This window comes from Mangrovibacillus sp. Mu-81, assembly GCF_036867415.1.
GTDB lineage: Bacteria > Bacillota > Bacilli > Bacillales > Bacillaceae_B > Rossellomorea.
Map to the genome: position 1 here is coordinate 11,819 of NZ_JBAJHU010000005.1, position 26,577 is coordinate 38,395.

Sequence of the window (26,577 nt, forward strand, 5' to 3'; positions counted from 1 at the left end):
ACATGATGACTATTTATACACTTATAAAAAGACATTAGCTTTGGAGGGAGATAGAGAATGAAAAGAATAGCATGGCATCAATATTTCATGGCACAAAGTCATTTGCTGGCACTCAGAAGCACGTGTACCCGGTTGACTGTCGGCGCAACCATTGTACGCGACAAACGGATCATAGCGGGGGGATATAATGGATCAATCGCAGGAGGAGATCATTGCATAGATGAAGGCTGCTATGTCATAGACAACCATTGTGTGAGGACCATCCACGCTGAAATGAATGCATTGCTGCAGTGTGCAAAGTTTGGTGTAGGTACTGATGAGGCGGAGATCTATGTCACTCACTTTCCTTGTCTTCAATGCTGTAAGGCGATTGTACAAGCAGGCATCAAAACTGTATACTATGCTGTTGATTATAAGAATCATCCCTATGCAGCAGAGCTGTTTCAACAGGCAGAGGTACGTGTCGAACAAGTTCCTTTTCACGAAAAAATCCTGGATCCGCAAAATAAAGTCAAGTCCCAATTAGTCTTATCGCTCATCGAGGAACTTCGCAACAAAGGCGCCGATGAGGAATTGATCGGAAAATATGAGCATGAATACATAAAGCTGTTTAATGAGTAATTTCACTGGGGGCTATAAGCTGCTGTTGATGGCAGTTTCGACTCTTTCGGGGACACTGTCGGCACTTCAATCCTATTGGAGTGCTTTCTTTATTGTCTTTCTTCTCCTGACGCTCCTGTTACGCAAATCTTCCCTGTTGATATGTACTTCATGCTCCATCGTTTTCATTGCTTCTTTTCTGCTTGCCGACCTTCAAGAAACAAACCGGATTTCTTCTATAACCCCCCGTACATCCATCAATCTACTAACGATCGACTCAATTCCTTCAATCGACGGCAATTCCTTGCGCGGCATTGGAGAATTGAATAATGAAAAGCTCATTTTTCGATATAGGATCCCTACAGAAGAACAGGCTGAAACGGCAGAGAAACTAATGCCTGGACTGTCGTGTAAGATCCGGGGGGAATTTGTTGAACCCGAAAAAAATTCCAATCCCAATCTGTTCAATTATAAACGATATCTTTATGAGCGGAATATTCATTGGATTATACAGGTGGATTCTATTGAATCTTGCGGTAAGACGGATGATGAATGGAAATATTCAATGATACAGTGGAGGTATTCAGGCTTAAAGTACATTGAAAAACATTTTCCTGCAGAAACGGTGGGGATGACTCAAGCATTGGTATTCGGTGAATCCGCTCGAATACCCGAGGAGAAGATGAATGCCTACCGGGAGCTGGGCATCGTCCATTTACTTGCAATTTCGGGTCTCCATGTAGGACTTATTTTCGGGATGATTTACTTCATATTTCTCCGGCTCGGAATCACGCGGGAGTCGGCATTATGGATATCGGTCGTTTTTTTGCTGTTCTATATGATTTTAACAGGCGGGGCACCGCCTGTAGTCAGGGCTTCTTCTATGCTGATCATCCTTTTGCTCTTCAGGAAATCGCGGTTTCGTGTAAGTACGCTGGACAGCTTATCCATTGTCTTTATATGCCTGCTCTTTTTGAACCCTTTTTTGGTATTTGACATAGGTTTTCAACTTTCGTTTACCGTCAGTTACTGTCTCGTTTTGTCATCAACCATGATTGCAGCTTCTACCGGATCCTATCTTATCCAATTATTGAAAGTGACTGTTGTAGCTCAATTATCTTCACTGCCCATTATCCTCTTTCACTTTTATGAGTTTTCTCTCTCTGGATTTTTAACGAATCTATTATTCGTCCCCCTATTTTCCCTTCTCGTCCTGCCGATGGCATTATTTACATTTTTGATGAATCTGCTGGTTTCTGACGGTTTTAATTTGCTGACCTCCTTCTATGCGCTGATTGTGCGGAGTGTAGATGCCCTTTCTACCTTGATTGTCGTTTTTCCGTTCAACACTGTTGTTTTAGGTAAGCCGCATAGTTTGACTATCATTTGCTATGCTCTGTTGATTCTGAATGTATTTCTGCAATTGGAAAAGGGAAAGTGGAAAGGCCCGTCCCTGTTGTTATGCGGGGTCATGCTGATGCAGTTGGTATGGAATCATTTCAGCCCGTATGGGGAGGTTGTGTTTATTGATGTGGGGCAGGGTGACGCTATTCTGGTCGACCTGCCCTTCAATCAAGGAACATATCTGATTGATACAGGTGGTGCCGCTGATTTTTCTGAAGAAGCATGGGAAAAGAAAACAAAAACATTTACGGTGGGAGAAGATGTGATCGTTCCCCTGCTGAAAAGTAAAGGGATTACGAAGTTAGATAAACTCATTCTCACTCATGGTGATTTAGATCATGTAGGGGGGGCAGAAGATTTGATGGAAATGGTAAAAGTAGAAGAAATCCTGATCACCCCAAACAGTGGGGAGAAAAAAGAAATGAAGGAAATCATAAGGGCGGCAACAGAGAAAGGGATTGCAGTCAGGCAGGTCAGATCCCCCTTTAAATGGGAAACAGGGCGGTATTCATTTCACATCCTGTCTCCTCAGGATGATGTATATGAGGGGAATGATGATTCTCTTGTCGTTTACTCAGAGATGGGGGGACTCAAATGGCTGTTTACCGGTGATATGGAGGAAGAAGGAGAAGAAGTATTCGTTCAATCGTACGAGTTAAAAGCAGATGTCTTAAAAGTTGGCCATCACGGAAGTAATACTTCCACGAGTGAAGCATTTCTAGAGGAGGTCAGGCCATCAATTGGCGTTATATCTGCCGGGAGGAACAATCGATTCGGCCACCCGCATCCCGATGTGATAAAAAGGCTTCAGAGAAATGAAGTCCTGATTCATAACACAGCCGAACATGGGGCTTTGACTTATCGATTTTTGGGAGGACAAGGAACATTTTCTGCCCAACACCCATAGTATGAAGTACCAACACACAATAAGCGCTAAAGAAAAAGGGGCAGACCACAGAAAGTGTCAGGCCTTCAACCCAATTGTATGTTACTCTGTTCAGTACCATATATGGAAATTGAAGAAACCGATTCTTTTTGGGTCTGCCCCTCATTTTCTTTTTCATTAAGCTCCAATTAGCTGAATGACAGTAGCAATAACAAACATCGTAGCAAAGAATCCAAAAGAAACAATAAAACCGACGCCTGAGTCTACAGCATCATTTCTCTTTGATTGCACGTTTTTTTCAAATTGGTTCATAACTACCCCTCCTATTTCTATTCTAGTATAGAACATCGCCTATAAAAAATCTATACTTCCCTGTACTTTTTCCTTTACTGACAAGAGTTGTCACCTATAAGTTACCCGCAGCGTGGTGACACTAATCAATACAAAGGAATACCGTTCACGGAAAAGTTTCCTAGGTCTTTCCCGTGAACGTTAATATAGATATAGGGGGTGTCCTGAGCCTGGGCGTCCCCTTACTTACCACTTGTCAAAAACCAAAAGCTTTTTTAACATAGAGAAGATAAAAGAGTTATTGGAGAGTGCTGACTTGGTTATTAATACTTGGAAGAAAATTGAGAGATCTCAGTTTGCTGCTATTTATTTAGTATATGGAAATGAATCTTTTTTAATCAATGAAACAAAGCAGAGGATCGTTTCTGCTGCGTTGACCGAAGAGGAAATGGATTTTAATTTTTCTAGTTATGATTTAGAAGAAACGCCTGTGGAAGTGGCGATTGAGGATGCGGAAACATTCCCGTTCATGGGTGAGAAAAGGGTGGTGATCCTTGACAACCCTGTTTTTTTGACGGCTGAAAAGACGAAGGAGAAAGTCGAGCATAACATTAAAAGGTTTGAACAATACATACAATCACCTGCTCCTTACACAATCCTTGTACTCACAGCACGTTATGAAAAACTTGATGAACGGAAGAAAATCACCAAAGCACTGAAGAAGGATGCTGAAGTGGTTGAGGCAAAAAAACTCAATGAAGGGGAACTGAAAGTCTGGGTCAGGGAAAGAGCTGCGGCAAATGCTGTTCAAATCGACGAAGATGCCATCGAGCTGCTTCTGACACTGGCAGGGACGAATTTGATGATGCTTACACAGGAGCTGGACAAACTGTCGCTTTATGCAAGCGATACAAACCATATCGATTCTGCTGCAGTGGAGAAGTTAACCGCCCGCTCCCTCGAACAGAACATTTTCTCCCTGGTGGATAAAGTGGTTCATAGAAGGATTGATGAAGCACTCCGCATCTATTACGATCTGCTTAAGCAAAATGAAGAGCCGTTGAAGATACTTTCCATTCTTGCCGGCCAATTCAGGCTGATCTACGGGACGAAAGAATTATCAAGAAGAGGATATGGCCAACAGAAGATTGCAACAACCTTGAAAGTGCACCCTTTCAGAGTGAAGCTGGCTGCCGGCCACGCCAAGCACTTTAATGACGCCCAATTGGCCAGAATCATTGAATGGCTCTCAGAAGGCGACTACGAAATCAAAACAGGTAAAATCAAGAAAGAACTGATGATTGAAATGTTCTTGTTGAAGCTTAATGAGTTATAAGGTCAAGCAAATTTGAGAAGGCAATTTAACCATATTCAATGACAGTTCCCATTAAAAAAACCACTGGATAAGCTCCAGTGGTTTTCTTTGTCCAGCTCCAGCGCCTGGTCCCTCGAGAGGTTTCAGCCCGGCGAATAAAGTCAAAAACCGACTTCACTCATCGTGCCTTCAACGCTTGTCGGGTTGATCAAGGCGCTTGCGCTTTTCTAATTAGTTCGCTTTTTTCATTAGACGTGATTTTTGACGACTTGCAACGTTTTTGTGGATAAGACCTTTTTGAGCTGCTTTGTCTAGTTGACGAATCGCATCATTTGTTAATTCCTTAACGTTTTCAGCACCGTTCGCAGCTGCAGCTTCTGCTTTCTTCACAGCAGTACGCATAGAAGATTTCACAGTAGCATTTTGAGCGTTGCGCTCGTTGCTAGTTTTAACGCGCTTGATAGCAGATTTAATGTTTGGCATTCCTGTCACCTCCTAAAAAAGGATCGAGATTCTATGTGACTCGATTTTAATTCCTAATCTATTAGAACAAATGATATTTTATCAAACGAATGGTGATATTGCAATACTAAGGAGAGAAAATAAACAAGTGAATGAAGCACCGATGAAAAGGTAAACCTAAAAAATAATCTTGTAACATTCAATGTTTGGAGGGTGACGGAAAATGAAGGATGAAAAGAAAAAGAGTCAAGAAGAGCTGGACTTAAGTGTATATTCTGTTCGCACGGATCTAGCTGTTGAAGCGAGAGAAATGGTCATTTCTGAAAAAGAAAATGAAGATACTCAAGAAGGCGTAGTATCTTCTGAAATAAAAGGTGTTGTCATAAAAGAAAGAGAGGAAGACGGTGTGAAGATATCCCTTGTGACGATCACCCCGGAAGGCGAAGAAAATATCGGAAAAAAAGCAGGTGACTATTTGACGATTGAGGCCCATGGAATACGCGAGCAGAATTCTGATCTTCAGCAGAGGGTGCAATCAGTATTTGCGAAAGAATTCAGTAAATTCCTGGAAAACAATAATATCGGAAAAAACGCAAGCTGCTTAATTGTAGGTCTCGGAAACTGGAATGTCACTCCCGATGCGCTGGGTCCGCATGTGTGTGAAAATGTGCTGGTGACAAGGCATCTGTTCGAGCTTCAACCGGAGTCCGTACAGGAAGGGTATCGTCCTGTGAGTGCACTTGTACCGGGTGTGATGGGTTTAACAGGAATAGAAACAAGCGATATCATATTCGGAGTGGTGGAGAAATCCAAACCCGATTTCATAATTGCAATCGATGCCCTTGCCTCCCGTTCGATTGAACGCGTCAACTCTACAATCCAAATATCCGATACTGGCATACATCCGGGGTCCGGAGTGGGTAACAAGAGGAAAGGACTCGATAAGGAAACACTGGGGGTGCCGGTCATTGCCATTGGAGTTCCTACAGTGCTTGATGCAGTAACGATTGTTAGCGACACTGTAGACTTTTTGTTAAAGCACTTTGGAAAAGAGATGAAGGAAGGGGACCGTCCATCCCGTTCACTCGCTCCTGCCGGTCTTACGTTTGGTGAAAGAAAGCAGCTGTCGGAAGAGGACCTTCCGGAAGAGCAGCACCGTCAAACCTTCCTGGGGATTGTGGGGACACTGGAAGATCAAGAAAAGAGAAAATTGATTCATGAAGTGCTCGCCCCGATCGGTCATAACCTGATGGTCACACCAAAGGAAGTCGACGTTTTCATTGAAGATATGGCCAACCTGGTGGCGAACGGGCTGAATGCTGCATTGCATGGAGCCGTAAACCAGGGCAACACCGGGTTTCAAACCAGATAGTGAGTACGGGAAGATAGCTGCGGCTGAATGGGGCCGCAGCTTTTCTTATTGTCATGAGAATACACTGTTGTTGATTGGCATTTGAAAAATATCTATAATCTATCGTCAACAAATACTAGAAAACTTTCTCCGCCATTGTTTAATCTTTGATGGAAATCCTCATAATGACTACTACAAACGGTTCTACTTTGTCTATCAATAACATAACTTGTACTAAAGTAGACTTTAGGAAGGGTGAGGGAATGAGATCGTATAAAGCCACTAACTATGTAGTAGCGGTCAATATGAAGTCCATTATTAAAGGGACCATTATTACAGTCATAGCCATGCTTTCGATCTTATCCATATCGGGACTGCTGACCTCGGTGAATCCCCAATATAGAATTGCTTCTGACTCATTGAATCAAGCGGCATCAGAAATAAAGGGAGAAGCACTTTATAAACTGTTTGGGCTGGAAAATCGCTCGTTTAACAGCATCTTGACAGAGGAAGGAAAAGAACTTCCGGACATATCATCGTTGCTTTTCAATGTGGCGACCAATATCCGTTTCGACGACCCAAGGAGCTTCCTGGGGAGGGAACTGCCCGGTTTTTCAATCTTTGATGGAGAAATATTAGTGGCGGGTGAAGGTACCGATTTTACGAATATGCCGATTGAATCTGTTCCTCCCAGGGAAGCCCTGGACCCGGAGAACGAGGCACAGCTGAAAAATATAGAAGATTTCACCAAAGAAAATGGCGGAAGGGATGCAGGTAAATCTATTCCGACCACGGGTGACAAGAAAACCGTACATCTCTACTTTACACATACGAGGGAATCTTATCTTCCCTATTTGGAGGGTGTCATAAATCCCGATTCAGCCATGCATTCCAAAATTAATGTCACAAAAGTCGGGGATATGCTCAAAGCAGACCTGGAGCGGCTTGGAATCGGGACAAGCATCGATAAGACGGATGTGATTCAGAAACTGAATCATAAAGGACTGGATTATTATGAAGCATATCAGGAATCACGGCCATTGGTTAAGACGGCGATGACAAACAATAAAGATCTACTATACTTGATCGACATCCATAGAGATTCACAAAGGAAAAATGTCACCACAGCCAGGATCAATGGAAAGGCGTTTGCAAAACTCGCCTTCGTGGTCGGTGAAGAACATCCGGATTACGAGCAGAATCTCAAGGTTGCAACAGAACTCCATAACCTTTTGGAATCGGAATATAAGGGGCTGTCACGTGGTGTTATTTCTAAAAAAGGGAGCGGTACAAACGGAAAGTTCAACCAGGATCTTTCTGGGAATGCGTTGCTTCTGGAGTTTGGCGGGGTCGATAACACATTCGAAGAACTGGAACGTTCATCAATCGCTTTTGCGGAAGTATTCGCCGACTACTACTGGCAGGCAGAAAAGGTTGACCACAATCTTTCTCCCGAGCCGGTAAGACAGTAAAACAAAGGATGATGAAGAATGAAATTTATCATTAAATGCTTCGTTCTGATCTGTTTCCTATTTGTAGGGGTGTTGATCGGCATGCAGCATGCCAATCAGGGAATTGTAGATATGAAAGGCCACGAAAAGGATTCCTTCACCTCTCCTGTCGGCGTTACCCAAGACGAAGAAGGAAATGTCGAGGCGACTTTTCTTGGTAATGAGGTCGAAAGCCAGACCTTAACTGAAAAAAAAGAGAAGCTCGAAGATATGAAAGCATTCAATGCTTTCTCGTCAATCGGTAGAGCCCTCGCAGACCTGATAGAAGGAATCACAGGCAAACTGGTTGAATTTTTTGCTTCGTTGATTTGAGGGTGCAAAGCAATCAATCGGATAACAAGTTTACCTTCCCGCAACATTCTTAAATGAAATATCGTTTAATTCCCAGCCCGGGCGTACCGGTTTAGATTGAATAATATATACTGTACTGCTATAATTCAAAATAGTGTACATGTGTGGATATTACAGGAGTTGAACGCAGAATGAACCGTGAAGAAAAATTGATAAGACAATCAAAAATCAGAAACTTCTCTATCATTGCTCATATAGATCATGGTAAATCGACGCTTGCCGATCGTATTTTGGAGAAAACAAAAGCATTGACGGCGCGTGAAATGAAAGAGCAATTGCTAGATTCAATGGATTTGGAAAGAGAACGTGGAATCACGATAAAATTGAATTCCGTGCAACTGAAATATCAAGCGAAAGATGGCGAAGAATATATCTTCCATCTGATTGATACACCGGGACATGTCGATTTTACATATGAAGTTTCCCGGAGCCTGGCAGCATGTGAGGGAGCGGTACTCGTTGTCGATGCTGCACAAGGGATCGAAGCCCAGACGCTCGCTAATGTCTACCTTGCATTGGACAATGACTTGGAAATCCTTCCGGTAATCAATAAGATCGACCTCCCTGCAGCGGATCCTGAAAGGGTTCGTCAGGAAGTAGAAGACGTAATCGGACTGGATGCTTCAGATGCTGTCCTTGCCTCCGCTAAAGCAGGAATCGGGATTGAAGACATCCTGGAACAGATCGTTGAAAAAGTACCGGCGCCTGTGGGAGATCCTGATGCTCCATTGAAAGCATTGATCTTTGACTCATTATATGATGCTTATAGAGGGGTAGTTGCCTATATCCGTGTGATGGAAGGTAGTGTCAAAGTTGGGGATAAGGTCCGCATGATGGCAACCGGCAAAGAGTTTGAAGTAACGGAAGTAGGTGTCTTCACACCAAAACCAACCGGGCTGAAGGAATTGACGGTCGGTGATGTTGGATACCTCACAGCGGCAATCAAGAATGTAGGCGATACTCGAGTGGGGGATACGATCACGCTTGCAAAGAATCCTGCCAAAGACGCGCTGCCTGGATACCGTCGCTTGAACCCAATGGTATATTGCGGTCTCTATCCGATCGATTCAAATCGATATAACGATCTTAGAGAAGCACTTGAGAAGCTTGAATTGAATGACTCTGCTCTTCAATACGAGCCCGAGACGTCTCAGGCATTGGGATTTGGATTCCGTTGTGGATTCCTGGGTCTGCTTCATATGGAGATCATCCAAGAGCGTATCGAACGTGAATTTAAGATTGACCTAATTACGACAGCACCAAGTGTAATCTATCATGTTCAGCTTACAGACGGGGAAGAATTGAAAGTCGATAACCCATCTATGATGCCTGATCCGCAAAAAATAGATTTTGTAGAAGAGCCATATGTAAAAGCAACCATTATGGTTCCAAACGATTATGTAGGGGCTGTGATGGAGCTTTGCCAAGGGAAGCGTGGAAACTTCATTGATATGCAATATATGGATGACACACGGGTGAATATTGTATACGAACTTCCGCTGGCTGAAATTGTGTATGATTTCTTCGATCAGTTAAAGTCGAGCACAAAAGGTTATGCCTCATTCGATTATGAACTGATTGGCTACAAGGATTCAAAGCTTGTGAAGATGGATATCCTGCTGAATTCTGAAAATGTAGATGCCTTGAGTTTCATTGTCCACAGAGATTTTGCCTATGAACGAGGTAAGATCATTGTGGAAAAGCTTAAGGAACTTATTCCGAGACAGCATTTCGAGGTACCGATTCAAGCGGCCATCGGCCAGAAGATCGTAGCGAGGTCTACAATCAAGGCCATGCGTAAAAACGTACTTGCCAAATGTTACGGCGGAGATATCTCCCGGAAACGTAAACTTCTTGAAAAGCAAAAAGAAGGTAAAAAGCGAATGAAGTCAGTCGGATCCGTTGAAGTTCCGCAGGAAGCATTCATGGCAGTGCTGAAAATGGACGATTCCGATAAAAAATAAAGATGGTTCATGATAAAAAGGGGGAAAGAGGCTTGTATCATCAAGCTCTTCTTACCCCCTTTTCTCTATGAACTGACACCAAAGGAGGGACGAATGTGGTAAAGTCCGCTTATATTCATATTCCGTTTTGCGAACATATCTGCCATTATTGTGATTTCAATAAGTTCTATCTGGAAGGACAGCCAGTGGATGAATATTTAATAAGCCTTGGTAAGGAGATGAAAAGCAGGGTCGGCAAGGGGAATTCTGAAGAGATAGATACAATCTTCGTGGGAGGGGGGACCCCGACGGCTTTAAACGCGAAACAGCTGGATCAATTGTGTGCAGGGATAACCGGGAATCTGCCATTCAACAAGGGAGAATTCACCTTTGAAGCAAACCCCGGTGATTTGACTGAAGATAAACTGAAGGTGCTCATAGACCATGGGGTCAATCGCCTGAGTTTCGGCGTCCAATCCTTTAACGATGATCTATTGAAAGGAATCGGGAGATCGCATAGAAGTAAGGACGTCTATGCCTCTTTGGAAACTGCCCAGAAAGTAGGATTCACGAATATCAGTATCGATTTAATTTATAGTCTTCCCAACCAGACAGAGGAGGACTTTCAGGATACTTTGAAGAAAGCCCTGGAACTCCAGCTGCCCCATTACTCTGCCTACTCGCTCATTGTAGAACCTAAAACGGTCTTCTACAATTTAATGAGGAAAGGAAAACTTCCACTTCCTTCCCAGGAACAAGAAGCCAATATGTATGAATTACTTATGGATACGATGGCTAAATACGGAATAAACCAATATGAAATCAGTAACTTTGCAAAAGAAGGCTACGAAAGCAAACACAACCTGGTTTATTGGGACAATAATGAATATTATGGTTTAGGAGCAGGTGCACACGGTTATATAAACGGAGTGCGATATTCCAACTACGGTCCGCTGAAAAAATATATGGAACCTATAAATGAGGGAAGCTTGCCGACAATCCAGGAACATCACGTTATACGTGAAGAAATGATGGAAGAGGAAATGTTCCTTGGCCTGAGAAAAGTAGAAGGCGTGAGCAGAGCGGCGTTCTCAGAAAAATTCGGCTGTTCAATCGAATCGGTATTCAAGCCTTCATTAGAAGAGATGCAGAACCGTAAACTGCTTCTGGTTGATGATGAAAGAGTAGCTCTGACAAAGCATGGTCGATTCTTGGGTAATGAAGTCTTTCAATCTTTTCTTGGAGTAATCTAAAAGGTACTGATATCGTAATGAAGTTGCGTTGGATGGATATCCTTTTATTTGAATTGAAGTATACTGTTTGTTTTAACCCGATTCCAGCGGTTGAATGGAGTGGAAGACGAAGACTCCTGCGGGAGAAGTGGCCAATGTGCGACCTGTCCAGCTCTGGCGGCTAGAGGCTCGAGACATAAGGCATGGCATCCAAAAAGGCAAAAGGCGACTTTGTGGCTGCCCTGTCTTATGCTTGTCGCCTCTGAGCAAGCCGCGAGAGCTTTTCTGCCCGCAGGGAGGAACGCCCTAGGAGGCTCACGGGTCACCTGCGGAAAGCGAAGTCTTCCACGGAAATCAAAAGCGGTGTTTAAGAGTTCTGCCTATACTAGCTAGAGTCAAGTCCAAGAAAACACCAAATCTAATATATTGACATCCATTATCCGATTTGATAATTTATTAATTAGATTTAGCACTCATCTTAATAGAGTGCTAACAGAGGTGATGAATGTTGTTAACAGATCGACAACTTCTAATTCTTCAAGTTATCATTGATGATTTTATCCTTTCGGCTCAGCCGGTCGGATCAAGGAGCTTGTCTAAAAAGGATGCGATTTCATTCAGTTCTGCTACGATCCGCAATGAAATGGCTGACCTGGAAGAACTGGGATTCATCGAAAAGACCCATACTTCCTCAGGGCGCGTTCCGTCCGAAAAAGGGTATCGTTACTATGTGGATCATTTGCTTTCTCCACAGAAATTACAGAAAAATGATGTGCACGCAATGCGCTCGATTTTTTCAGAAAGAATTTATGAACTGGAGAAAGTAGTTCAGAGGTCTGCGAAGATCCTGTCTGAGTTGACGAATTATACAACGATCGTTCTGGGACCTGAATTGAAGGAAAACAAGCTGAAGAAAATTCAACTTGTACCACTGAACAAGGATACCGCGATCGCCATCATCGTAACGGATAACGGACATGTTGAAAACAAATTGTTCCATATTCCACCGACGATGGATGCGTCAGAGCTTGAAAAACTGGTTCATATTCTGAACGACCGGTTAACAGGAGTGCCGTTGAACGAATTGAACGATAAAATCTTCAAAGAAGTAGCCATTCTGTTGAAAGAACACATCCAGAATTACGATTTTATCCTTCATTCAATAACGGATTCCATTAGCTCGACTGTAACAGATAAATTATTCTTTGGCGGCAAGACCAATATGCTGAATCAACCAGAGTTTAATGATGTGCAAAAAGTGCGTATGCTCCTTGAGATGATCGAGCAGGAAGAGAGCATCTATAACCTCATCCGGCCATCAGCATCCGGATTGAATATCAAAATCGGGAAAGAGAATAATCATCTTGCTATGGAGAATTGCAGTCTCATAACCGCAACTTATTCAATCGGTAAAGAGCAATTAGGTTCTATTGCGATTATCGGACCTACCCGAATGGAGTATTCGAGGGTTGTAAGTTTACTTAATTTCTTCTCGAACGATATGTCGCAAGTCCTGACCAAGCTGTATCAAAGCAACGATTAGTGGACATATTGTATAAAGGATTTACAGGCCCGGAACCAGTGGATTCCGCGCCTTTGTCACGGAGTAATGCTTCAATTATTTATAAGGAGGTGAACATGATGTCTGAAGAAACAAAGCAACAGCAGGAAGAGCAGGCAAAAGCTGAAAACGAAGAATCAGTTGAAGAAATATTCGCAGAAGAGCCTCAAGAGTCTGAGGAACAGGAATCAGATGAGCTTTCACAATTACAGGAAAAGCTGGATGAATCTGAAAATCGTTATCTTCGATTGAGAGCAGACTTTGATAACTTCCGTCGCCGGGTGAATGTTGAAAACGAAGCGAAGGAAAAATATCGTGCTCAATCTCTTATCACTGAACTTTTACCGGCACTTGATAACTTTGAACGTGCCTTAAATATAGAAGTGGATAATGACCAGACGAAAACACTGCTTCAAGGAATGGAAATGGTTCACAGAAGCCTTATCGACGCATTGAAGAAGGAAGGCGTAGAACCGATTGAAGCTGTCGGCCAGGAATTCGATCCTCATCTTCACCAGGCTGTGATGCAGACGGAAGATGAGAATTACGGCAGCAATATCGTCGTGGAAGAGTTCCAAAAAGGGTACAAACTCAAGGACAGAGTAGTCCGTCCATCTATGGTAAAAGTTAATCAATAATATAGAAATTACATATCAATCAGGGAGGTATAATGACGATGAGTAAAATTATCGGTATTGACTTAGGAACAACAAACTCTTGTGTATCCGTTCTTGAAGGCGGAGAACCAAAAGTAATTGCAAACGCGGAAGGTAACCGTACAACTCCTTCAGTTGTTGCATTTAAAAATGGTGAAAAACAAGTCGGGGAAGTTGCAAAACGTCAGGCAATTACGAACCCGAATACGATCATCTCAGTGAAACGCCACATGGGGACGGATCACAAAGTAGAAGCAGAAGGAAAAGAATATACACCACAGGAAATTTCAGCAATGATTCTTCAACACCTGAAGTCATATGCAGAAGACTATCTTGGTGAAAAAGTTGAAAAAGCAGTTATCACAGTGCCTGCATACTTCAATGATGCAGAACGTCAAGCAACAAAAGACGCTGGTAAAATTGCAGGTCTTGAAGTGGAACGTATCATCAACGAACCAACTGCAGCAGCACTTGCATACGGTCTGGATAAAATGGATCAAGACCAAACGATCCTTGTATACGACCTTGGCGGCGGTACATTCGACGTATCCATTCTGGAACTTGGTGACGGGGTATTCGAAGTACGCTCCACTGCCGGTGACAACCGTCTAGGCGGAGATGATTTCGACCAAGTGATCATCGACTACTTAGTGGCTGAATTCAAGAAAGAAAACGGTATTGATCTGTCTAAAGACAAAATGGCTCTTCAACGTCTTAAAGACGCTGCCGAAAAAGCGAAGAAAGACTTATCAGGTGTTACTTCAACACAAATCTCACTTCCTTTCATCACAGCAGGTGAAGCAGGACCATTGCACTTGGAACTGAACCTGACAAGAGCTAAGTTTGAAGACCTATCTTCTGATCTTGTAGAACGTACAATGGGACCAACTCGCCAGGCAATGAAAGATGCAGGTCTTTCTGCAAGCGAAATCGATAAGATCATCCTTGTGGGTGGATCAACTCGTATCCCGGCTGTACAAGAAGCAATCAAGAAAGAAACAGGCAAAGAGCCTTCTAAAGGCGTAAACCCAGATGAAGTAGTAGCGATGGGTGCAGCTATCCAAGGTGGAGTTCTTACTGGAGACGTGAAAGATGTTGTTTTACTTGACGTTACACCACTTTCACTGGGTATCGAAACAATGGGCGGAGTATCAACGAAGTTGATCGAGCGTAATACAACGATCCCAACGTCAAAATCTCAAACATTCTCAACCGCTGCTGACAACCAGACTGCTGTGGATATCCATGTCCTTCAAGGTGAACGTCCGATGGCTGCAGATAACAAAACACTTGGCCGTTTCCAATTATCTGATATCCCGCCGGCGCCGCGAGGAGTACCTCAGATCGAAGTTAAATTCGATATTGATAAGAATGGTATCGTCAATGTAAGCGCGAAAGACCTTGGAACAGGTAAAGAGCAAAACATTACGATCAAATCTTCCACTGGTCTTTCTGAAGATGAAGTGGAACGTATGGTGAAAGAAGCAGAAGAAAACGCTGATGCGGATAAAAAACGCAAGGAAGAAGTTGAACTTCGCAACGAAGCGGACCAACTGGTATTCCAAACGGAAAAAACGCTTAAAGATCTTGAAGGCAAAGTGGACGAAGAAGAAGTGAAAAAAGCGGAAGATGCAAAAGCTGAACTGAAAGAAGCGATCGAAAAAGACGATCTGGATCTGATCCGTGAAAAGAAAGATGCACTTCAGGAAATCGTTCAAGCATTGACAATGAAACTTTATGAGCAAGCTCAAGCAGAAGCGCAGGCTGCTCAAGGAGAAGAAGGTCAAGCTGGTAAAGAAGACGATGTTGTGGACGCTGAATACGAAGAAGTAAACGACGACAAGAAATAATAAGCACTTTAGTGAAAAGTCAAAGTCAGGAAGGTTCTTGGCTTTGACTTTTTCTATGAGAATGATGAACAATGTTCGCGTGGATGTCACAATGAATATGGTTGATTCTATTGTTTTTATTGATAATCCATAGAGCACAATGTTAAAATAACCTTTATGCAAATGATTCGGGAGTGGTGTTTTTATGAGTAAACGGGACTATTATGAGGTTTTGGGTGTCGGAAAAGATGCCTCTAAAGATGAAATGAAAAAAGCATACCGCAAACTCTCCAAAAAATATCATCCTGATATTAATAAGGAAGCGGATGCAGATCAAAAATTCAAGGAAATTTCAGAAGCATATGAAGTGTTGAGTGACGATCAAAAACGTGCGCAATATGATCGTTTCGGCCACACTGATCCGAACCAGGGATTCGGCGGAGGCGCTGACTTTGGCGGCGGAGGATTCGGCGGTTTCGAAGACATATTCAATACATTCTTCGGCGGCGGCGGCGGAGGCGGACGCCGAAGAGATCCCAACGCCCCTAGACAAGGCGCCGATCTGCAATATACAATGTCATTGAAATTCGAAGAAGCCGTATTCGGCAAAGAAACCGAAATCGAAATACCTAAAGAAGAAGAGTGTGATACATGCCATGGAACAGGTGCGAAACCTGGTACAAAGGTGGATACATGTTCCCACTGTAAAGGTGCCGGCCAATTGAATGTCGAACAAAATACACCTTTCGGCCGCATTGTAAACAGACGCGTATGCCATTACTGTAACGGTACAGGTAAACAGATCAAGGAAAAATGCTCCACTTGCGGCGGCGCTGGTAAAGTTCAAAAGCGCCGTAAAATCAATGTGAAGATCCCGGCTGGAATCGATGACGGTCAGCAGCTCCGCGTCACGGGTCAAGGTGAACCAGGCGTGAATGGAGGACCTCCAGGCGATCTTTACGTCGTTTTCCATGTGAGATCTCATGAGTTTTTTGAACGTAACGGAGACGATATCTATTGTGAAATGCCGGTCACTTTCGCACAGGCTGCACTTGGTGATGAAATAGAAGTCCCTACACTGCATGGCAAGGTCAAGTTGAAAGTACCTGCAGGAACACAGACAGGCACCAGGTTCAGAATGAAAGGCAAAGGAGTTCCGAATGTTCGCGGTTACGGTACAGGTGACCAGCATATTCAGGTGAAAGTCGTCACTCCTGCGAAACTGACGGATAAGCAAAAACAACTGCTGAGAGAATTTGCCGACATCAGCGGGCAAATTCCAGATGAACAACACGAAAGTTTTTTTGATAAAGTGAAAAAAGCCTTTAAGGGCGAATAACTCAGAACGGAGTTGGTAGGTCAATGAAATGGTCAGAGATTAGTATCCTCACTTCAAATGAAGCAATTGAACCGGTTTCACATATCCTTCATGAATCAGGTGCGAGCGGAGTTGTCATTGAAGACCCGTTTGACCTGATCAAAGAGAGAGAAGATATGTTCGGAGAGATCTACCAACTCAATCCTGAGGATTATCCAAGTGAAGGCGTCCTGGTGAAGGCGTATTTGCCGGTGAACAGCTTTCTGGGTGAAACGGTGGAAGAGATCAAGGAAGGCATCACCAACCTCGTTACTTATGATATTGATATTGGTGAAAATAAAGTTGAAATTTCAGAAGTGAATGAAGAGGAATGGGCAACGGCCTGGAAGAAATATTATCACCCCGTTAAAATTTCCGATAAATTCACCATTGTGCCAACCTGGGAAGACTATACTCCCGTACACAGTGACGAACTCATCATCGAATTGGACCCCGGAATGGCATTCGGCACAGGCACTCATCCGACAACGGTCATGTGCATACAGGCATTAGAACGCACGGTGAAGCCTGACGACTCCGTGATTGATGTGGGAACGGGCTCCGGTGTGTTATCCATTGCAGCTGCAATGCTTGCTGCTGACGAAGTAAGAGCCTATGATCTTGATGAAGTTGCTGTAAGATCAGCCAGATTGAATGTTAAGCTGAATAAAGTACAGAACAGAGTGACGATTGACCAAAATAATCTATTAAATGGCATTACCGGACAGGCGGATGTCATCGTGGCGAATATTTTAGCGGAGATCATTCTCCGGTTTACAGTTGATGCATTTGAACTCGTCAAGCCGGGAGGATCTTTCATAACATCCGGCATCATCGGACCAAAGAAGGAACAGGTGAAGGATGCATTGGAAGCTGCAGGCTTCCTGATTGAAGAAGTGATGGTAATGGAAGACTGGGTTGCCATCATAGCAAAAAAGCCTACGTTGGAGTGAAGCAGTATGCAGCGTTACTTTATTAATGACCGGTACAATGACGATCAGCCGGTTGTGATTACAGGAGAAGATTATCATCATATCATACGTGTCATGAGGATGAAGGAAGATGACCATATTTTTGTCGTTTTCACTGACAATACTTCCGCTGTTGCCTGCATTGAAACGATTTCCAGTGACTCGGTCGGAGTCCGGGTTGTAAAATGGGAAACAGAGACAAAAGAGCTTCCGATCAAGGTTGCGATTGCGAGCGGACTGCCGAAAGGGGATAAATTGGAGTTAATCTTCCAAAAAGGGACGGAGCTTGGAGCGGATCGATTTATCCCTTTTAACGCGGATCGCTCCATTGTGAAATGGGATGAAAAGAAAGCAAAAAAGAAACTGGATCGCTGGGGGAAAATTGTTAAGGAAGCAGCGGAGCAGTCACACAGGAATGTCGTTCCGTCTGTCACTTCACCGGTTTCCTTTAAAAAACTGCTCACGTTGAGCGGGCAATTTGACTATACACTAGTGGCATATGAAGAAGAGGCAAGGTCAGGGGAAAAAGGGAATTTTTCTAAAACCTTGAGTTCCGTCAAAAAAGGTCAGAGCATTCTCGTTGTATTCGGTCCTGAAGGCGGATTAACTGAAAAGGAAGTTGAACTTTGCAAGAAGGAAGGCTTTCTCGTCTGCGGTCTCGGTCCCAGGATTTTACGGACAGAAACGGCTCCATTGTATGTCCTGTCAGCCATTAGCTATCAATTAGAATTAATGAGGTGATTGTAATGCCATCAGTAGCGTTTCACACATTAGGGTGTAAAGTGAACCACTATGAAACAGAAGCCATCTGGCAATTATTCAAAGAAGAAGGATATGAACGTGTCGACTATGATTCAATAGCAGATGTTTATGTCATCAATACATGTACGGTTACAAACACGGGAGATAAGAAGAGCAGACAGGTCATCCGGCGTGCAATCAGGAAAAACCCGGACGGCGTTATCTGTGTCACCGGATGCTATGCACAAACATCACCTGGTGAGATCATGGCGATCCCGGGGGTGGACGTTGTAGTTGGTACACAAGATCGACGAAAGATGCTTACGTATATCGAAGAATTCAAAAAAGAACGCCAGCCTATCAATGGTGTAACGAATATCATGAAAAACCGTGTCTATGAAGAACTGGATGTCCCAGCATTCACGGACCGTACACGTGCATCCCTTAAAATTCAGGAAGGCTGCAACAATTTCTGTACGTTCTGCATCATCCCTTGGGCACGAGGATTGATGAGGTCGCGTGACCCCGAAGAAGTAGTGAAACAAGCTCAGCAGCTTGTGGACGCAGGATACAAGGAAATCGTACTGACAGGTATCCATACAGGCGGTTACGGAGAAGACATGAAAGATTATAATCTTGCAATGCTTCTGCGTGATTTGGAGCAAAATGTAAAAGGATTAAAACGGATCCGTATATCGTCCATCGAAGCAAGTCAATTAACGGATGAAGTGATCGAAGTGATCGATCAATCCAATATCGTGGTCCGTCATTTACACGTCCCGCTGCAATCAGGATCCAATACGGTACTGAAGAGAATGCGCAGAAAGTATACAATGGAATTTTTCGCTGAAAGACTGGAAAAGCTCAAAAAAGCATTACCAGGCTTGGCGGTCACTTCGGATGTCATCGTCGGTTTCCCTGGCGAATCAGAAGAAGAATTCATGGAGACATACAACTTCATTAAAGAACATCAATTCTCAGAACTTCATGTATTTCCTTATTCAAAACGTACGGGAACACCGGCTGCACGGATGGACGACCAGATTGATGAAGAAGTGAAAAATGAACGGGTCCATCGCCTGATCGAGCTTTCCAATCAATTGGCGAAAGAATATGCGTCCCGATTTGAAGACGAAGTACTTGAAGTCATACCGGAAGAAATTTATGATGACGGCCGCTATATTGGGTACACGGACAATTACTTGAAAGTCGTTTTCCCTGCAACAGAGGAAATGGTCGGACAGCTTGTGAAAGTGAAAATTGCCGAAGCAGGCTATCCGTTGAACAAAGGTCAATTCGTTCGCGTCATGGAAGATCAGCATGAAGATACTAGTGAAAAAGCCGTTATTTAATCGATTAAACAGAGTTCTTTCGAGGTTTACGAAAGAACTCTGTTTTTGTTTGAGAAGAAAGTATCTTTCGGGTAACGGGCTCAAACTTTTTATACGGTTATTTGGATGAATATAAATTTTTTGATTCCTGAAAATCCTGATTTCAGCGGAATAGGTTCATTTAGGTATTGGTGGGGAATTTTTCAGGGGAGAACACCGTTATGATCCATTATGTGATCCGTTTTAAAAATTTTACTATCCGTTCTGGAAATTTGCGATCCATTTTGAAGAAATCCGATCCAGTATTGAAAATTTATGATCTGATGAGAATGATTCTAAACTAATCTGATCTTGGTGCTTATGCCGATTCACCACAAAATGCCCCATGCGAAGTTTCTGGTATTTATCTATTGCTTAGACAGGAAGAAGGTTGTAAACTAATAATGTTCATATCTAAAGATGCATACTATTTTTTTTAGCTGTTTAGTGCAAACGATTGCGCATTCGTGTTGGTGAAGTGACGCAAATGAACGTTATTACGCATTTGCCAATGAGCAAAATGTAAGCGTTTGTATCTTATAATAATTTGATGAGGTGTTATTATGATGAAAAAGGCATGGCGTAGAGAGGCTGTTGGCTATCAGATCTATCCTAGAAGTTTTCAGGATTCAAATGGGGACGGGATTGGAGATCTACAGGGGGTTATTCATCGGTTAGATTATATTAAAGATTTGGGTGTAGATGTGATCTGGATCTGCCCGATGTACAAATCTCCTAACGATGATAACGGATATGATATTTCTGATTATCAGGATATCATGGAAGACTTCGGAACGATGGATGATTTCGATCAATTATTAGAAGAGGTTCACCAACGTGATATGAAATTAATCATTGATCTGGTCCTCAATCATACAAGTGACGAACATCCATGGTTCATTGAATCGGCAAGTTCTAAAGATAGTCCTAAACGCGACTGGTATATATGGCGTGACGGCAAGGGCGGAAAGGAACCAAACAACTGGGAAAGTATTTTCGGCGGGTCTGCATGGCAGTTTGACGAGAAGACCGGTCAGTATTTCCTTCACGTATTTTCAACAAAACAGCCAGATCTTAATTGGGAGAACGAAGAAGTAAGAGATGCATTGTACGATACAGTGAATTGGTGGCTGGATAAAGGAATTGACGGTTTCCGGATCGACGCGATCAGTCATATTAAAAAACGTCCCGGACTGCCGGATATGCCGAACCCCAAGAAGAAAAAATATGTTTCATCATTTGATATGCATATGAATCAAAAGGGCATTCATACGTTTCTTCAGGAATTCAAGGACCGCACGTATTCAAATTACGACGTCATGACGGTCGGGGAAGCAAACGGAGTAAAAGCAGATGAAGCGGAGCTCTGGGTAGGCAAAGAAAACGGCAAAATGGATATGATTTTCCAGTTCGAGCATTTAGGTTTATGGGATGCAGAAACGAATCCGGATCTGGACATCGTTGAATTAAAGAAAGTACTGACCCGCTGGCAAAAAGGCCTAGAAGGTAATGGCTGGAATGCGCTATTCATCGAAAACCACGATAAGCCGCGTGTTGTATCAACCTGGGGAAATGATAAGGAATATTGGAAAGAAAGTGCGACTGCCATGGCAGCAATGTACTTCCTGATGCAGGGGACGCCATTTATCTATCAAGGCCAGGAAATCGGAATGACAAACGTACAATTTCCTTCCCTTGAAGATTATGATGATGTTGCAGTGAAGAATCTTTACCGAATAAAACGTGAAGAAGGATCCGATCATCAGGAAATCATGGAAATCATCTGGGCATCATCACGGGACAACAGCCGGACACCCATGCAGTGGTCCGATGAAGAAAACTGCGGTTTCACAACCGGTACTCCGTGGATGAAAGTCAATCCGAATTACACCTCCATAAATGTGAAAACTCAGGAAAAAGATGAAAATTCAATCCTTGCCTTCTACAAGAAAATGATTTCACTAAAGAAAAAAGAAGATGTTTTCACCTATGGAACCTATGATTTATTGCTTCCTGAAGACAAGCAGATCTATGCATACACCAGGACCGGAGAAAATGACAAAATGCTTATAGTCACGAACCTGTCCACTAAGGAAGCGGTTTGCAAGCTTGACTTTGAGGTAAAGTCAGAGAACCTTCTTCTGAACAATTATCATGAAGTGGAGCAAGAATCCGCCGATACGTTGAACTTAAAGCCATATGAAGCGAGAGTTTACCGAGTGAAATAATAACGTTGAAAAAGGCTCCGAAAAAGATTGATGTTGTTCCTGCTTGTAAACACTTTCACGAATGATAAATTTCCAAGAGGAAATTGGGACATTATAAAAGAAAAACTCGTTTTTCCTCGTATGATTTGGTATGATGTAAGAGGTACGGACAACTGATGAAGGAGAGATAATATGACTGTAAATATCGCAAGTATGATCGATCATACTTTACTTAAACCAGAATCAACGAAAGAACAAGTTGAAGTTCTATGCCAGGAAGCAAAAGAATTCAAATTTGCATCCGTTTGTGTAAATCCGACTTGGGTGAACTATTCAAGCGAACTATTAAAAGGTACAGAAGTTAAAGTATGTACTGTAATCGGTTTCCCTCTAGGGGCTTCCACTCCTGAAACAAAAGCATTCGAAACAAAGGATGCCATTGAAAAAGGTGCTACGGAAGTGGATATGGTCATCAATATCGGAGCAATGAAGAGCGGCGATTTTGATCTTGTCAAGCGTGACATTGAAGCTGTTGTTGCAGCTTCTAAAGGAAAAGCATTATCTAAAGTGATCATTGAAACGTGCTTGCTGACTGATGAGGAAAAAGTGAAAGCTTGTGAACTATCAGTCGAAGCTGGTGCTGACTACGTGAAAACATCAACTGGATTCTCAACTGGCGGAGCGACTGTTGAGGATATCGCTCTAATGAGAAAGACAGTCGGACCTGAAATCGGTGTGAAAGCTTCAGGCGGCGTACGTTCATCTGAAGATGCACAGGCTATGATCGATGCAGGTGCTACCCGTCTAGGCGCAAGCTCAGGCGTGAAAATTGTACAAGGGTTGACTAGCGACTCTGATTATTAATCAATAAGTCGAAGCCGGATGGATTCTGTTCATCCGGCTTTTTATGTTACAGGGACACGAACGACATGAAGTCCATTGCACATGGACTGAATAACTGGACAGCCAGGCGGAATTATTTCTTCCTCCAACCTCCACCACAATGTCCCCTCGAAACCATCATTAGAAAATCCAACCAAACCTTATGTTCCAGAATGCACCCTCTCAATGAACCGGGCAAATTGATAGGCAAAGGGAAGGACGATAAGTGAACAAAGCAGATTGAAAATCACACTTGCATGGGCCAGCTGTATGTCAGGGGAGCCGGCCAGACTCTGAACGACCGTGCCCAGCACCGGGATGAGCGGGATGAAAACGAGGACCCCGATGACATTCAGCCAAATATGGGCAAAAGCAGTCAGCCGTGCTTGGATCCCCCCGCCGAGGCTTGCGATGAATCCCGTGATGCATGTTCCGATGTTTGCACCGAGCATGATGGCGATCCCTGCATGCAAATCGATGGATTGTGTAGCCAGAAACCCCATTGTGACCCCGGTGACGACCGTGCTTGATTGAATGAGTGCAGTCAGTACACAGCCGATCAGAAGCGCAAACAGGACATGGCTGTTCATTTTCTCTATGTACGCATGGAGAAGCGGGTGGGTGGTCAAAGGTGTTGCGACCCATTGTATTCCCTGGATGGAAGCAAAGATCAGACCGAAGCCGGTGAAGATCATGCCGGCGCTGCGGACCGTATCCTTTTTGAAGGCGATCATAACGCAACCGATCATGATCGAGGGAACAATGAGATAATTCATATTCAATGTGAACATCTCAAGAGTGAATGTTGTTCCGATATTGGAACCGAGCATGATGCCGACTGTCTGTCTGAATGGGATGATCCCTGATGAGGCGAGGCCGACGGTCAGTACCATCACAGCAGAGCTGCTGTGAATGAAAGCGGTCATGACCGTCCCGGTGGCAGCGCCCTTGACGGGGGTGTCTGTAAGGAAATGGAGCCACTTCTTCACCTTCGAACTGGCAATATTGAATAACCCGGACCTAAGCCAGAGCATTCCTAATAAGAAGCATAAGATAAGTAAAACAAACAAGAATAGGTTCAACATCATATTGGTGTCCCTCCACAATGGTACATGCTTACCTTAATGTATGGGGGGGAGGCGGGAGACATGCCTATTTATACAAGCAATTGCGCAGAAGCTGTTGACCTAATCGAAGACATATATTATAATGGCAAAGTACATGGATTTCTTTATATTTTAAAGAATTCATCCAAGAAAGACATACACTTTCTGTCCCCTTGTGACAAAGAAACAAGGGCTTAGCCAAACCTTTTGGTGAAGGAAAGAGACGAATTTTCGTCTTGGGAAAATTGGTGCAATCCATTTTCTTGACTTGAACATGTAAGTGTAGTGTGTTCGGAGGGAGGGAAAGAGAGATGTCAAAAACAGTTGTTCGTAAAAACGAATCGCTTGAAGATGCTCTTCGTCGCTTCAAACGCTCAGTTTCTAAAACAGGAACTTTACAAGAGTTTAGAAAGCGCGAATTTTATGAAAAGCCAAGCGTAAAACGCAAAAAGAAATCAGAAGCTGCAAGAAAGCGTAAGTTCTAAGAGAGGGTGTAACCATGAGTCTTCTCAATCGTTTAAATGATGATATGAAACAAGCGATGAAAAATAAAGAAAAAGAGAAACTTTCCTTGATCCGCATGCTTAAGGCAGCACTTCAAAATGAAGCCATTAAGTTTGGAAAACAGGAGCTCTCTGAAGACGAAGAGTTGACTGTCCTTTCTCGAGAAGTCAAGCAACGGAAAGACTCCCTCCATGAATTTACGAAAGCGGGTCGTGAAGATCTGGCTGAGAAAATTCAAACAGAACTGACTTACGTCGAAATATATATGCCTAAACAGCTTTCTGAAGAAGAGATTTCTGCCATTGTTCAGGAAACGATGGTTGAGGTTGGTGCTTCTTCAAAGGCTGACATGGGTAAAGTGATGGGGGCTATCATGCCTAAAGTAAAAGGGAAAGCTGATGGAGCTCTCGTCAATAAACTTGTTCTTCAACATCTATCATAACAACCAAAACCGGGAAGCTGCCAGTTTCCCGGTTTTTTTATGGCTTTCATGAAAGGCCTTACAAAATCTCCTTTCATCAAATTAGTCCAATTTTCAGCTTCATTACCACTCTCTATGTAAAAATACATAAAGAAACCGATAATTTTTTTATGAAAGTTGAAACTATTTAAATGATTCATTCGTACATAAACTAGAAAGGAATATGATTGAAACGAGGGGGTTAAGGTGAGAAGAGGTATACTGATCTTTTATATGATGATCCTTGGATTCAGTTTTCTGCTCCCGCTGTCGGGGTTTGCTGAACAGGATGAAAATGTATACGTCATACCGATTCAAAAAGAGGTGGAGAAGGGCCTGCATGCTTTTCTGCAAAGAGCGTTGGATGAGGCAGAGAAAAACAATGCAGAAACGATCATATTTGATATCGACACTCCTGGCGGTCTGGTGGATGCAGCAGGGGACATTGGTCAGCTTCTCGACGGAGTGGAAGCCGATACGGTGGCTTTCGTCAATAATAACGCTTTATCGGCAGGAGCTTTCATCGCGCTGCATGCAGATGAAATTTATATGGTACCGAATGGCCATATTGGATCTGCAGCCGTCATTGACCAGGCGGGCAATGCGGCAGATAAAAAAGCGCAAAGTTACTGGCTGTCTGCAATGAAGAGTGCCGCCGAATCCAGCGGAAGAGATCCTCTTTATGCTCTTGCCATGGCTGACGAATCAGTAGAAATTCCGGAGCTCGGCATTGATAAAGGTGAATTATTGACGCTTGGTGCGAAGGAAGCGCAAAAAGTCGGTTACTCAGAAGGTACCGTCAAAAATATGGATGAATTGTATCAAGCTCTCGGCGTTGATAAAGCCTCTGTTCATACAGTGGAAGAAACCTTTGCTGAGAAATTGGCCAGGTTCATCACGAATCCGATCGTTGTGCCTATTTTATTGTCACTTGCAAGCTTGGGACTGGTGATTGAATTATATTCACCTGGGTTCGGTGTAGCGGGCTCTGTCGGATTGGCCTCATTGCTTTTATTCTTTTACGGCCATTTAGTGGCTGGTCTTGCAGGATATGAAACGATCATTCTGTTTGTGATAGGAATAATACTGATTGTGGCTGAATTCTTCTTGCCTGGCGGAATAGCAGGGGGACTCGGGGTCGCAGCGGTGATTGGGAGTATAATGCTGGCAGGAGGCAACCTTATGCAAATGGGGATTTCCATTCTTATTGCTTTACTTATTGCAGTGATTGCCATGATCTTATTAGTAAAGGTGTTTGGTAAAAAGATGAAACTATTCAATAAGATTATTTTGAAGGATTCAACCAATACCGAAAGCGGTTATGTTTCGAATGCGAACAGACTTGAACTGATCGGAAAAGTCGGCACAGCAAAAACCCCGCTGAGACCATCTGGGACGATCCTGATAGAAGATGAAAGAATTGATGCTGTCACAGAGGGCGGCTACATTCAGGTAAATCAAAATGTAAAGGTTGTTAAAGTAGAAGGTTCCCGCATCGTAGTGAGAGAACTTTCTTAAAGAATTGATTCATGCTCTTTAGTGCGAGGGTACTGAAGACAAGAATATAGAAAATCTAAACTATTTTTC

Annotated in this window: 23 protein-coding genes; 20 read left to right on the forward strand and 3 right to left on the reverse strand. The window is 43.2% G+C overall.

Annotated features, from left to right (window positions below; all coding sequences use genetic code 11):
• Nucleotides 1–57 precede the first annotated feature (57 nt).
• Complete coding sequence (locus V6B33_RS12160; protein WP_334218027.1) at nucleotides 58–621, forward strand: ComE operon protein 2; 564 nt, start codon at nucleotides 58–60, stop codon at nucleotides 619–621.
• Nucleotides 614–2,911 carry a DNA internalization-related competence protein ComEC/Rec2 gene (locus V6B33_RS12165; protein ID WP_334218028.1) on the forward strand — a complete coding sequence of 766 codons (2,298 nt, stop codon included), beginning with the start codon at nucleotides 614–616 and terminating at the stop codon, nucleotides 2,909–2,911. The genes V6B33_RS12160 and V6B33_RS12165 overlap by 8 nt, the downstream gene beginning before the upstream one ends.
• Before the next feature lie 156 nt (nucleotides 2,912–3,067).
• Here the strand turns inward: V6B33_RS12165 and V6B33_RS12170 are convergent, their stop codons facing one another.
• The gene (locus tag V6B33_RS12170; RefSeq protein WP_334218029.1) at nucleotides 3,068–3,202 is read right to left on the reverse strand and encodes a YqzM family protein; all 135 of its coding nucleotides are present in this window, start codon (nucleotides 3,200–3,202) and stop codon (nucleotides 3,068–3,070) included.
• Nucleotides 3,203–3,497: 295 nt separating this feature from the next.
• Between V6B33_RS12170 and holA the strand changes: the two genes are divergently transcribed.
• Nucleotides 3,498–4,517, forward strand: a complete 1,020-nt coding sequence (holA, locus tag V6B33_RS12175) for a DNA polymerase III subunit delta (RefSeq protein ID WP_334218030.1) — start codon at nucleotides 3,498–3,500, stop codon at nucleotides 4,515–4,517.
• A gap of 210 nt (nucleotides 4,518–4,727) precedes the next feature.
• Here the strand turns inward: holA and rpsT are convergent, their stop codons facing one another.
• The gene (gene rpsT, locus V6B33_RS12180; protein ID WP_334218031.1) at nucleotides 4,728–4,979 is read right to left on the reverse strand and encodes a 30S ribosomal protein S20; all 252 of its coding nucleotides are present in this window, start codon (nucleotides 4,977–4,979) and stop codon (nucleotides 4,728–4,730) included.
• Nucleotides 4,980–5,181: 202 nt separating this feature from the next.
• Between rpsT and gpr the strand changes: the two genes are divergently transcribed.
• The 14 genes from gpr (at nucleotide 5,182) to deoC (ending at nucleotide 22,902) form a co-directional block, all read left to right on the forward strand.
• Nucleotides 5,182–6,330 carry a GPR endopeptidase gene (gpr, locus tag V6B33_RS12185; protein WP_334218032.1) on the forward strand — a complete coding sequence of 383 codons (1,149 nt, stop codon included), beginning with the start codon at nucleotides 5,182–5,184 and terminating at the stop codon, nucleotides 6,328–6,330.
• Between the two features lie 242 nt (nucleotides 6,331–6,572).
• A complete protein-coding gene (gene spoIIP, locus V6B33_RS12190; protein ID WP_334218033.1) occupies nucleotides 6,573–7,781 on the forward strand; it encodes a stage II sporulation protein P in 1,209 nt (402 codons plus the stop codon).
• A gap of 18 nt (nucleotides 7,782–7,799) precedes the next feature.
• Nucleotides 7,800–8,132, forward strand: a complete 333-nt coding sequence (locus V6B33_RS12195; RefSeq protein WP_334218034.1) for a DUF3679 domain-containing protein — start codon at nucleotides 7,800–7,802, stop codon at nucleotides 8,130–8,132.
• A 170-nt stretch (nucleotides 8,133–8,302) separates the two neighbouring features.
• Nucleotides 8,303–10,135, forward strand: a complete 1,833-nt coding sequence (lepA, locus tag V6B33_RS12200) for a translation elongation factor 4 (protein ID WP_334218035.1) — start codon at nucleotides 8,303–8,305, stop codon at nucleotides 10,133–10,135.
• Nucleotides 10,136–10,230: 95 nt separating this feature from the next.
• Nucleotides 10,231–11,367, forward strand: coding sequence for a radical SAM family heme chaperone HemW (hemW, locus tag V6B33_RS12205; protein ID WP_334218036.1), 1,137 nt, complete (start codon nucleotides 10,231–10,233; stop codon nucleotides 11,365–11,367).
• Between the two features lie 487 nt (nucleotides 11,368–11,854).
• On the forward strand, nucleotides 11,855–12,889 hold the full coding sequence (gene hrcA, locus V6B33_RS12210; protein WP_334218235.1) for a heat-inducible transcriptional repressor HrcA: 1,035 nt from the start codon (nucleotides 11,855–11,857) through the stop codon (nucleotides 12,887–12,889).
• 98 nt (nucleotides 12,890–12,987) lie between these two features.
• Nucleotides 12,988–13,545: a nucleotide exchange factor GrpE gene (gene grpE, locus V6B33_RS12215; protein ID WP_334218236.1), complete on the forward strand. Its 558-nt coding sequence runs from the start codon at nucleotides 12,988–12,990 to the stop codon at nucleotides 13,543–13,545.
• A gap of 38 nt (nucleotides 13,546–13,583) precedes the next feature.
• On the forward strand, nucleotides 13,584–15,413 hold the full coding sequence (dnaK, locus tag V6B33_RS12220) for a molecular chaperone DnaK (protein WP_334218037.1): 1,830 nt from the start codon (nucleotides 13,584–13,586) through the stop codon (nucleotides 15,411–15,413).
• A gap of 184 nt (nucleotides 15,414–15,597) precedes the next feature.
• On the forward strand, nucleotides 15,598–16,731 hold the full coding sequence (dnaJ, locus tag V6B33_RS12225) for a molecular chaperone DnaJ (protein WP_334218038.1): 1,134 nt from the start codon (nucleotides 15,598–15,600) through the stop codon (nucleotides 16,729–16,731).
• A 23-nt stretch (nucleotides 16,732–16,754) separates the two neighbouring features.
• Nucleotides 16,755–17,702, forward strand: a complete 948-nt coding sequence (prmA, locus tag V6B33_RS12230; RefSeq protein ID WP_334218039.1) for a 50S ribosomal protein L11 methyltransferase — start codon at nucleotides 16,755–16,757, stop codon at nucleotides 17,700–17,702.
• A 6-nt stretch (nucleotides 17,703–17,708) separates the two neighbouring features.
• Nucleotides 17,709–18,461, forward strand: a complete 753-nt coding sequence (locus tag V6B33_RS12235) for a 16S rRNA (uracil(1498)-N(3))-methyltransferase (RefSeq protein ID WP_334218040.1) — start codon at nucleotides 17,709–17,711, stop codon at nucleotides 18,459–18,461.
• A 5-nt stretch (nucleotides 18,462–18,466) separates the two neighbouring features.
• A complete protein-coding gene (gene mtaB, locus V6B33_RS12240; RefSeq protein WP_334218041.1) occupies nucleotides 18,467–19,813 on the forward strand; it encodes a tRNA (N(6)-L-threonylcarbamoyladenosine(37)-C(2))-methylthiotransferase MtaB in 1,347 nt (448 codons plus the stop codon).
• Between the two features lie 584 nt (nucleotides 19,814–20,397).
• Nucleotides 20,398–22,059, forward strand: a complete 1,662-nt coding sequence (locus V6B33_RS12245) for a glycoside hydrolase family 13 protein (RefSeq protein WP_334218237.1) — start codon at nucleotides 20,398–20,400, stop codon at nucleotides 22,057–22,059.
• A 171-nt stretch (nucleotides 22,060–22,230) separates the two neighbouring features.
• Nucleotides 22,231–22,902, forward strand: coding sequence for a deoxyribose-phosphate aldolase (gene deoC, locus V6B33_RS12250; RefSeq protein ID WP_334218042.1), 672 nt, complete (start codon nucleotides 22,231–22,233; stop codon nucleotides 22,900–22,902).
• Between the two features lie 179 nt (nucleotides 22,903–23,081).
• Here the strand turns inward: deoC and V6B33_RS12255 are convergent, their stop codons facing one another.
• Nucleotides 23,082–24,008: a Na/Pi symporter gene (locus tag V6B33_RS12255; protein WP_334218043.1), complete on the reverse strand. Its 927-nt coding sequence runs from the start codon at nucleotides 24,006–24,008 to the stop codon at nucleotides 23,082–23,084.
• Between the two features lie 329 nt (nucleotides 24,009–24,337).
• Here V6B33_RS12255 and rpsU point away from each other — a divergent pair, with 329 nt between their 5' ends.
• From rpsU to V6B33_RS12270, 3 genes are all read left to right on the forward strand, one after another.
• Nucleotides 24,338–24,511 (forward strand): 30S ribosomal protein S21, encoded by a 174-nt coding sequence (rpsU, locus tag V6B33_RS12260; RefSeq protein ID WP_032087602.1) that lies wholly within the window; start codon nucleotides 24,338–24,340, stop codon nucleotides 24,509–24,511.
• Between the two features lie 14 nt (nucleotides 24,512–24,525).
• Nucleotides 24,526–24,972: a GatB/YqeY domain-containing protein gene (locus tag V6B33_RS12265; protein ID WP_334218044.1), complete on the forward strand. Its 447-nt coding sequence runs from the start codon at nucleotides 24,526–24,528 to the stop codon at nucleotides 24,970–24,972.
• A gap of 225 nt (nucleotides 24,973–25,197) precedes the next feature.
• Complete coding sequence (locus V6B33_RS12270; RefSeq protein ID WP_442915521.1) at nucleotides 25,198–26,508, forward strand: NfeD family protein; 1,311 nt, start codon at nucleotides 25,198–25,200, stop codon at nucleotides 26,506–26,508.
• Nucleotides 26,509–26,577 lie beyond the last annotated feature (69 nt).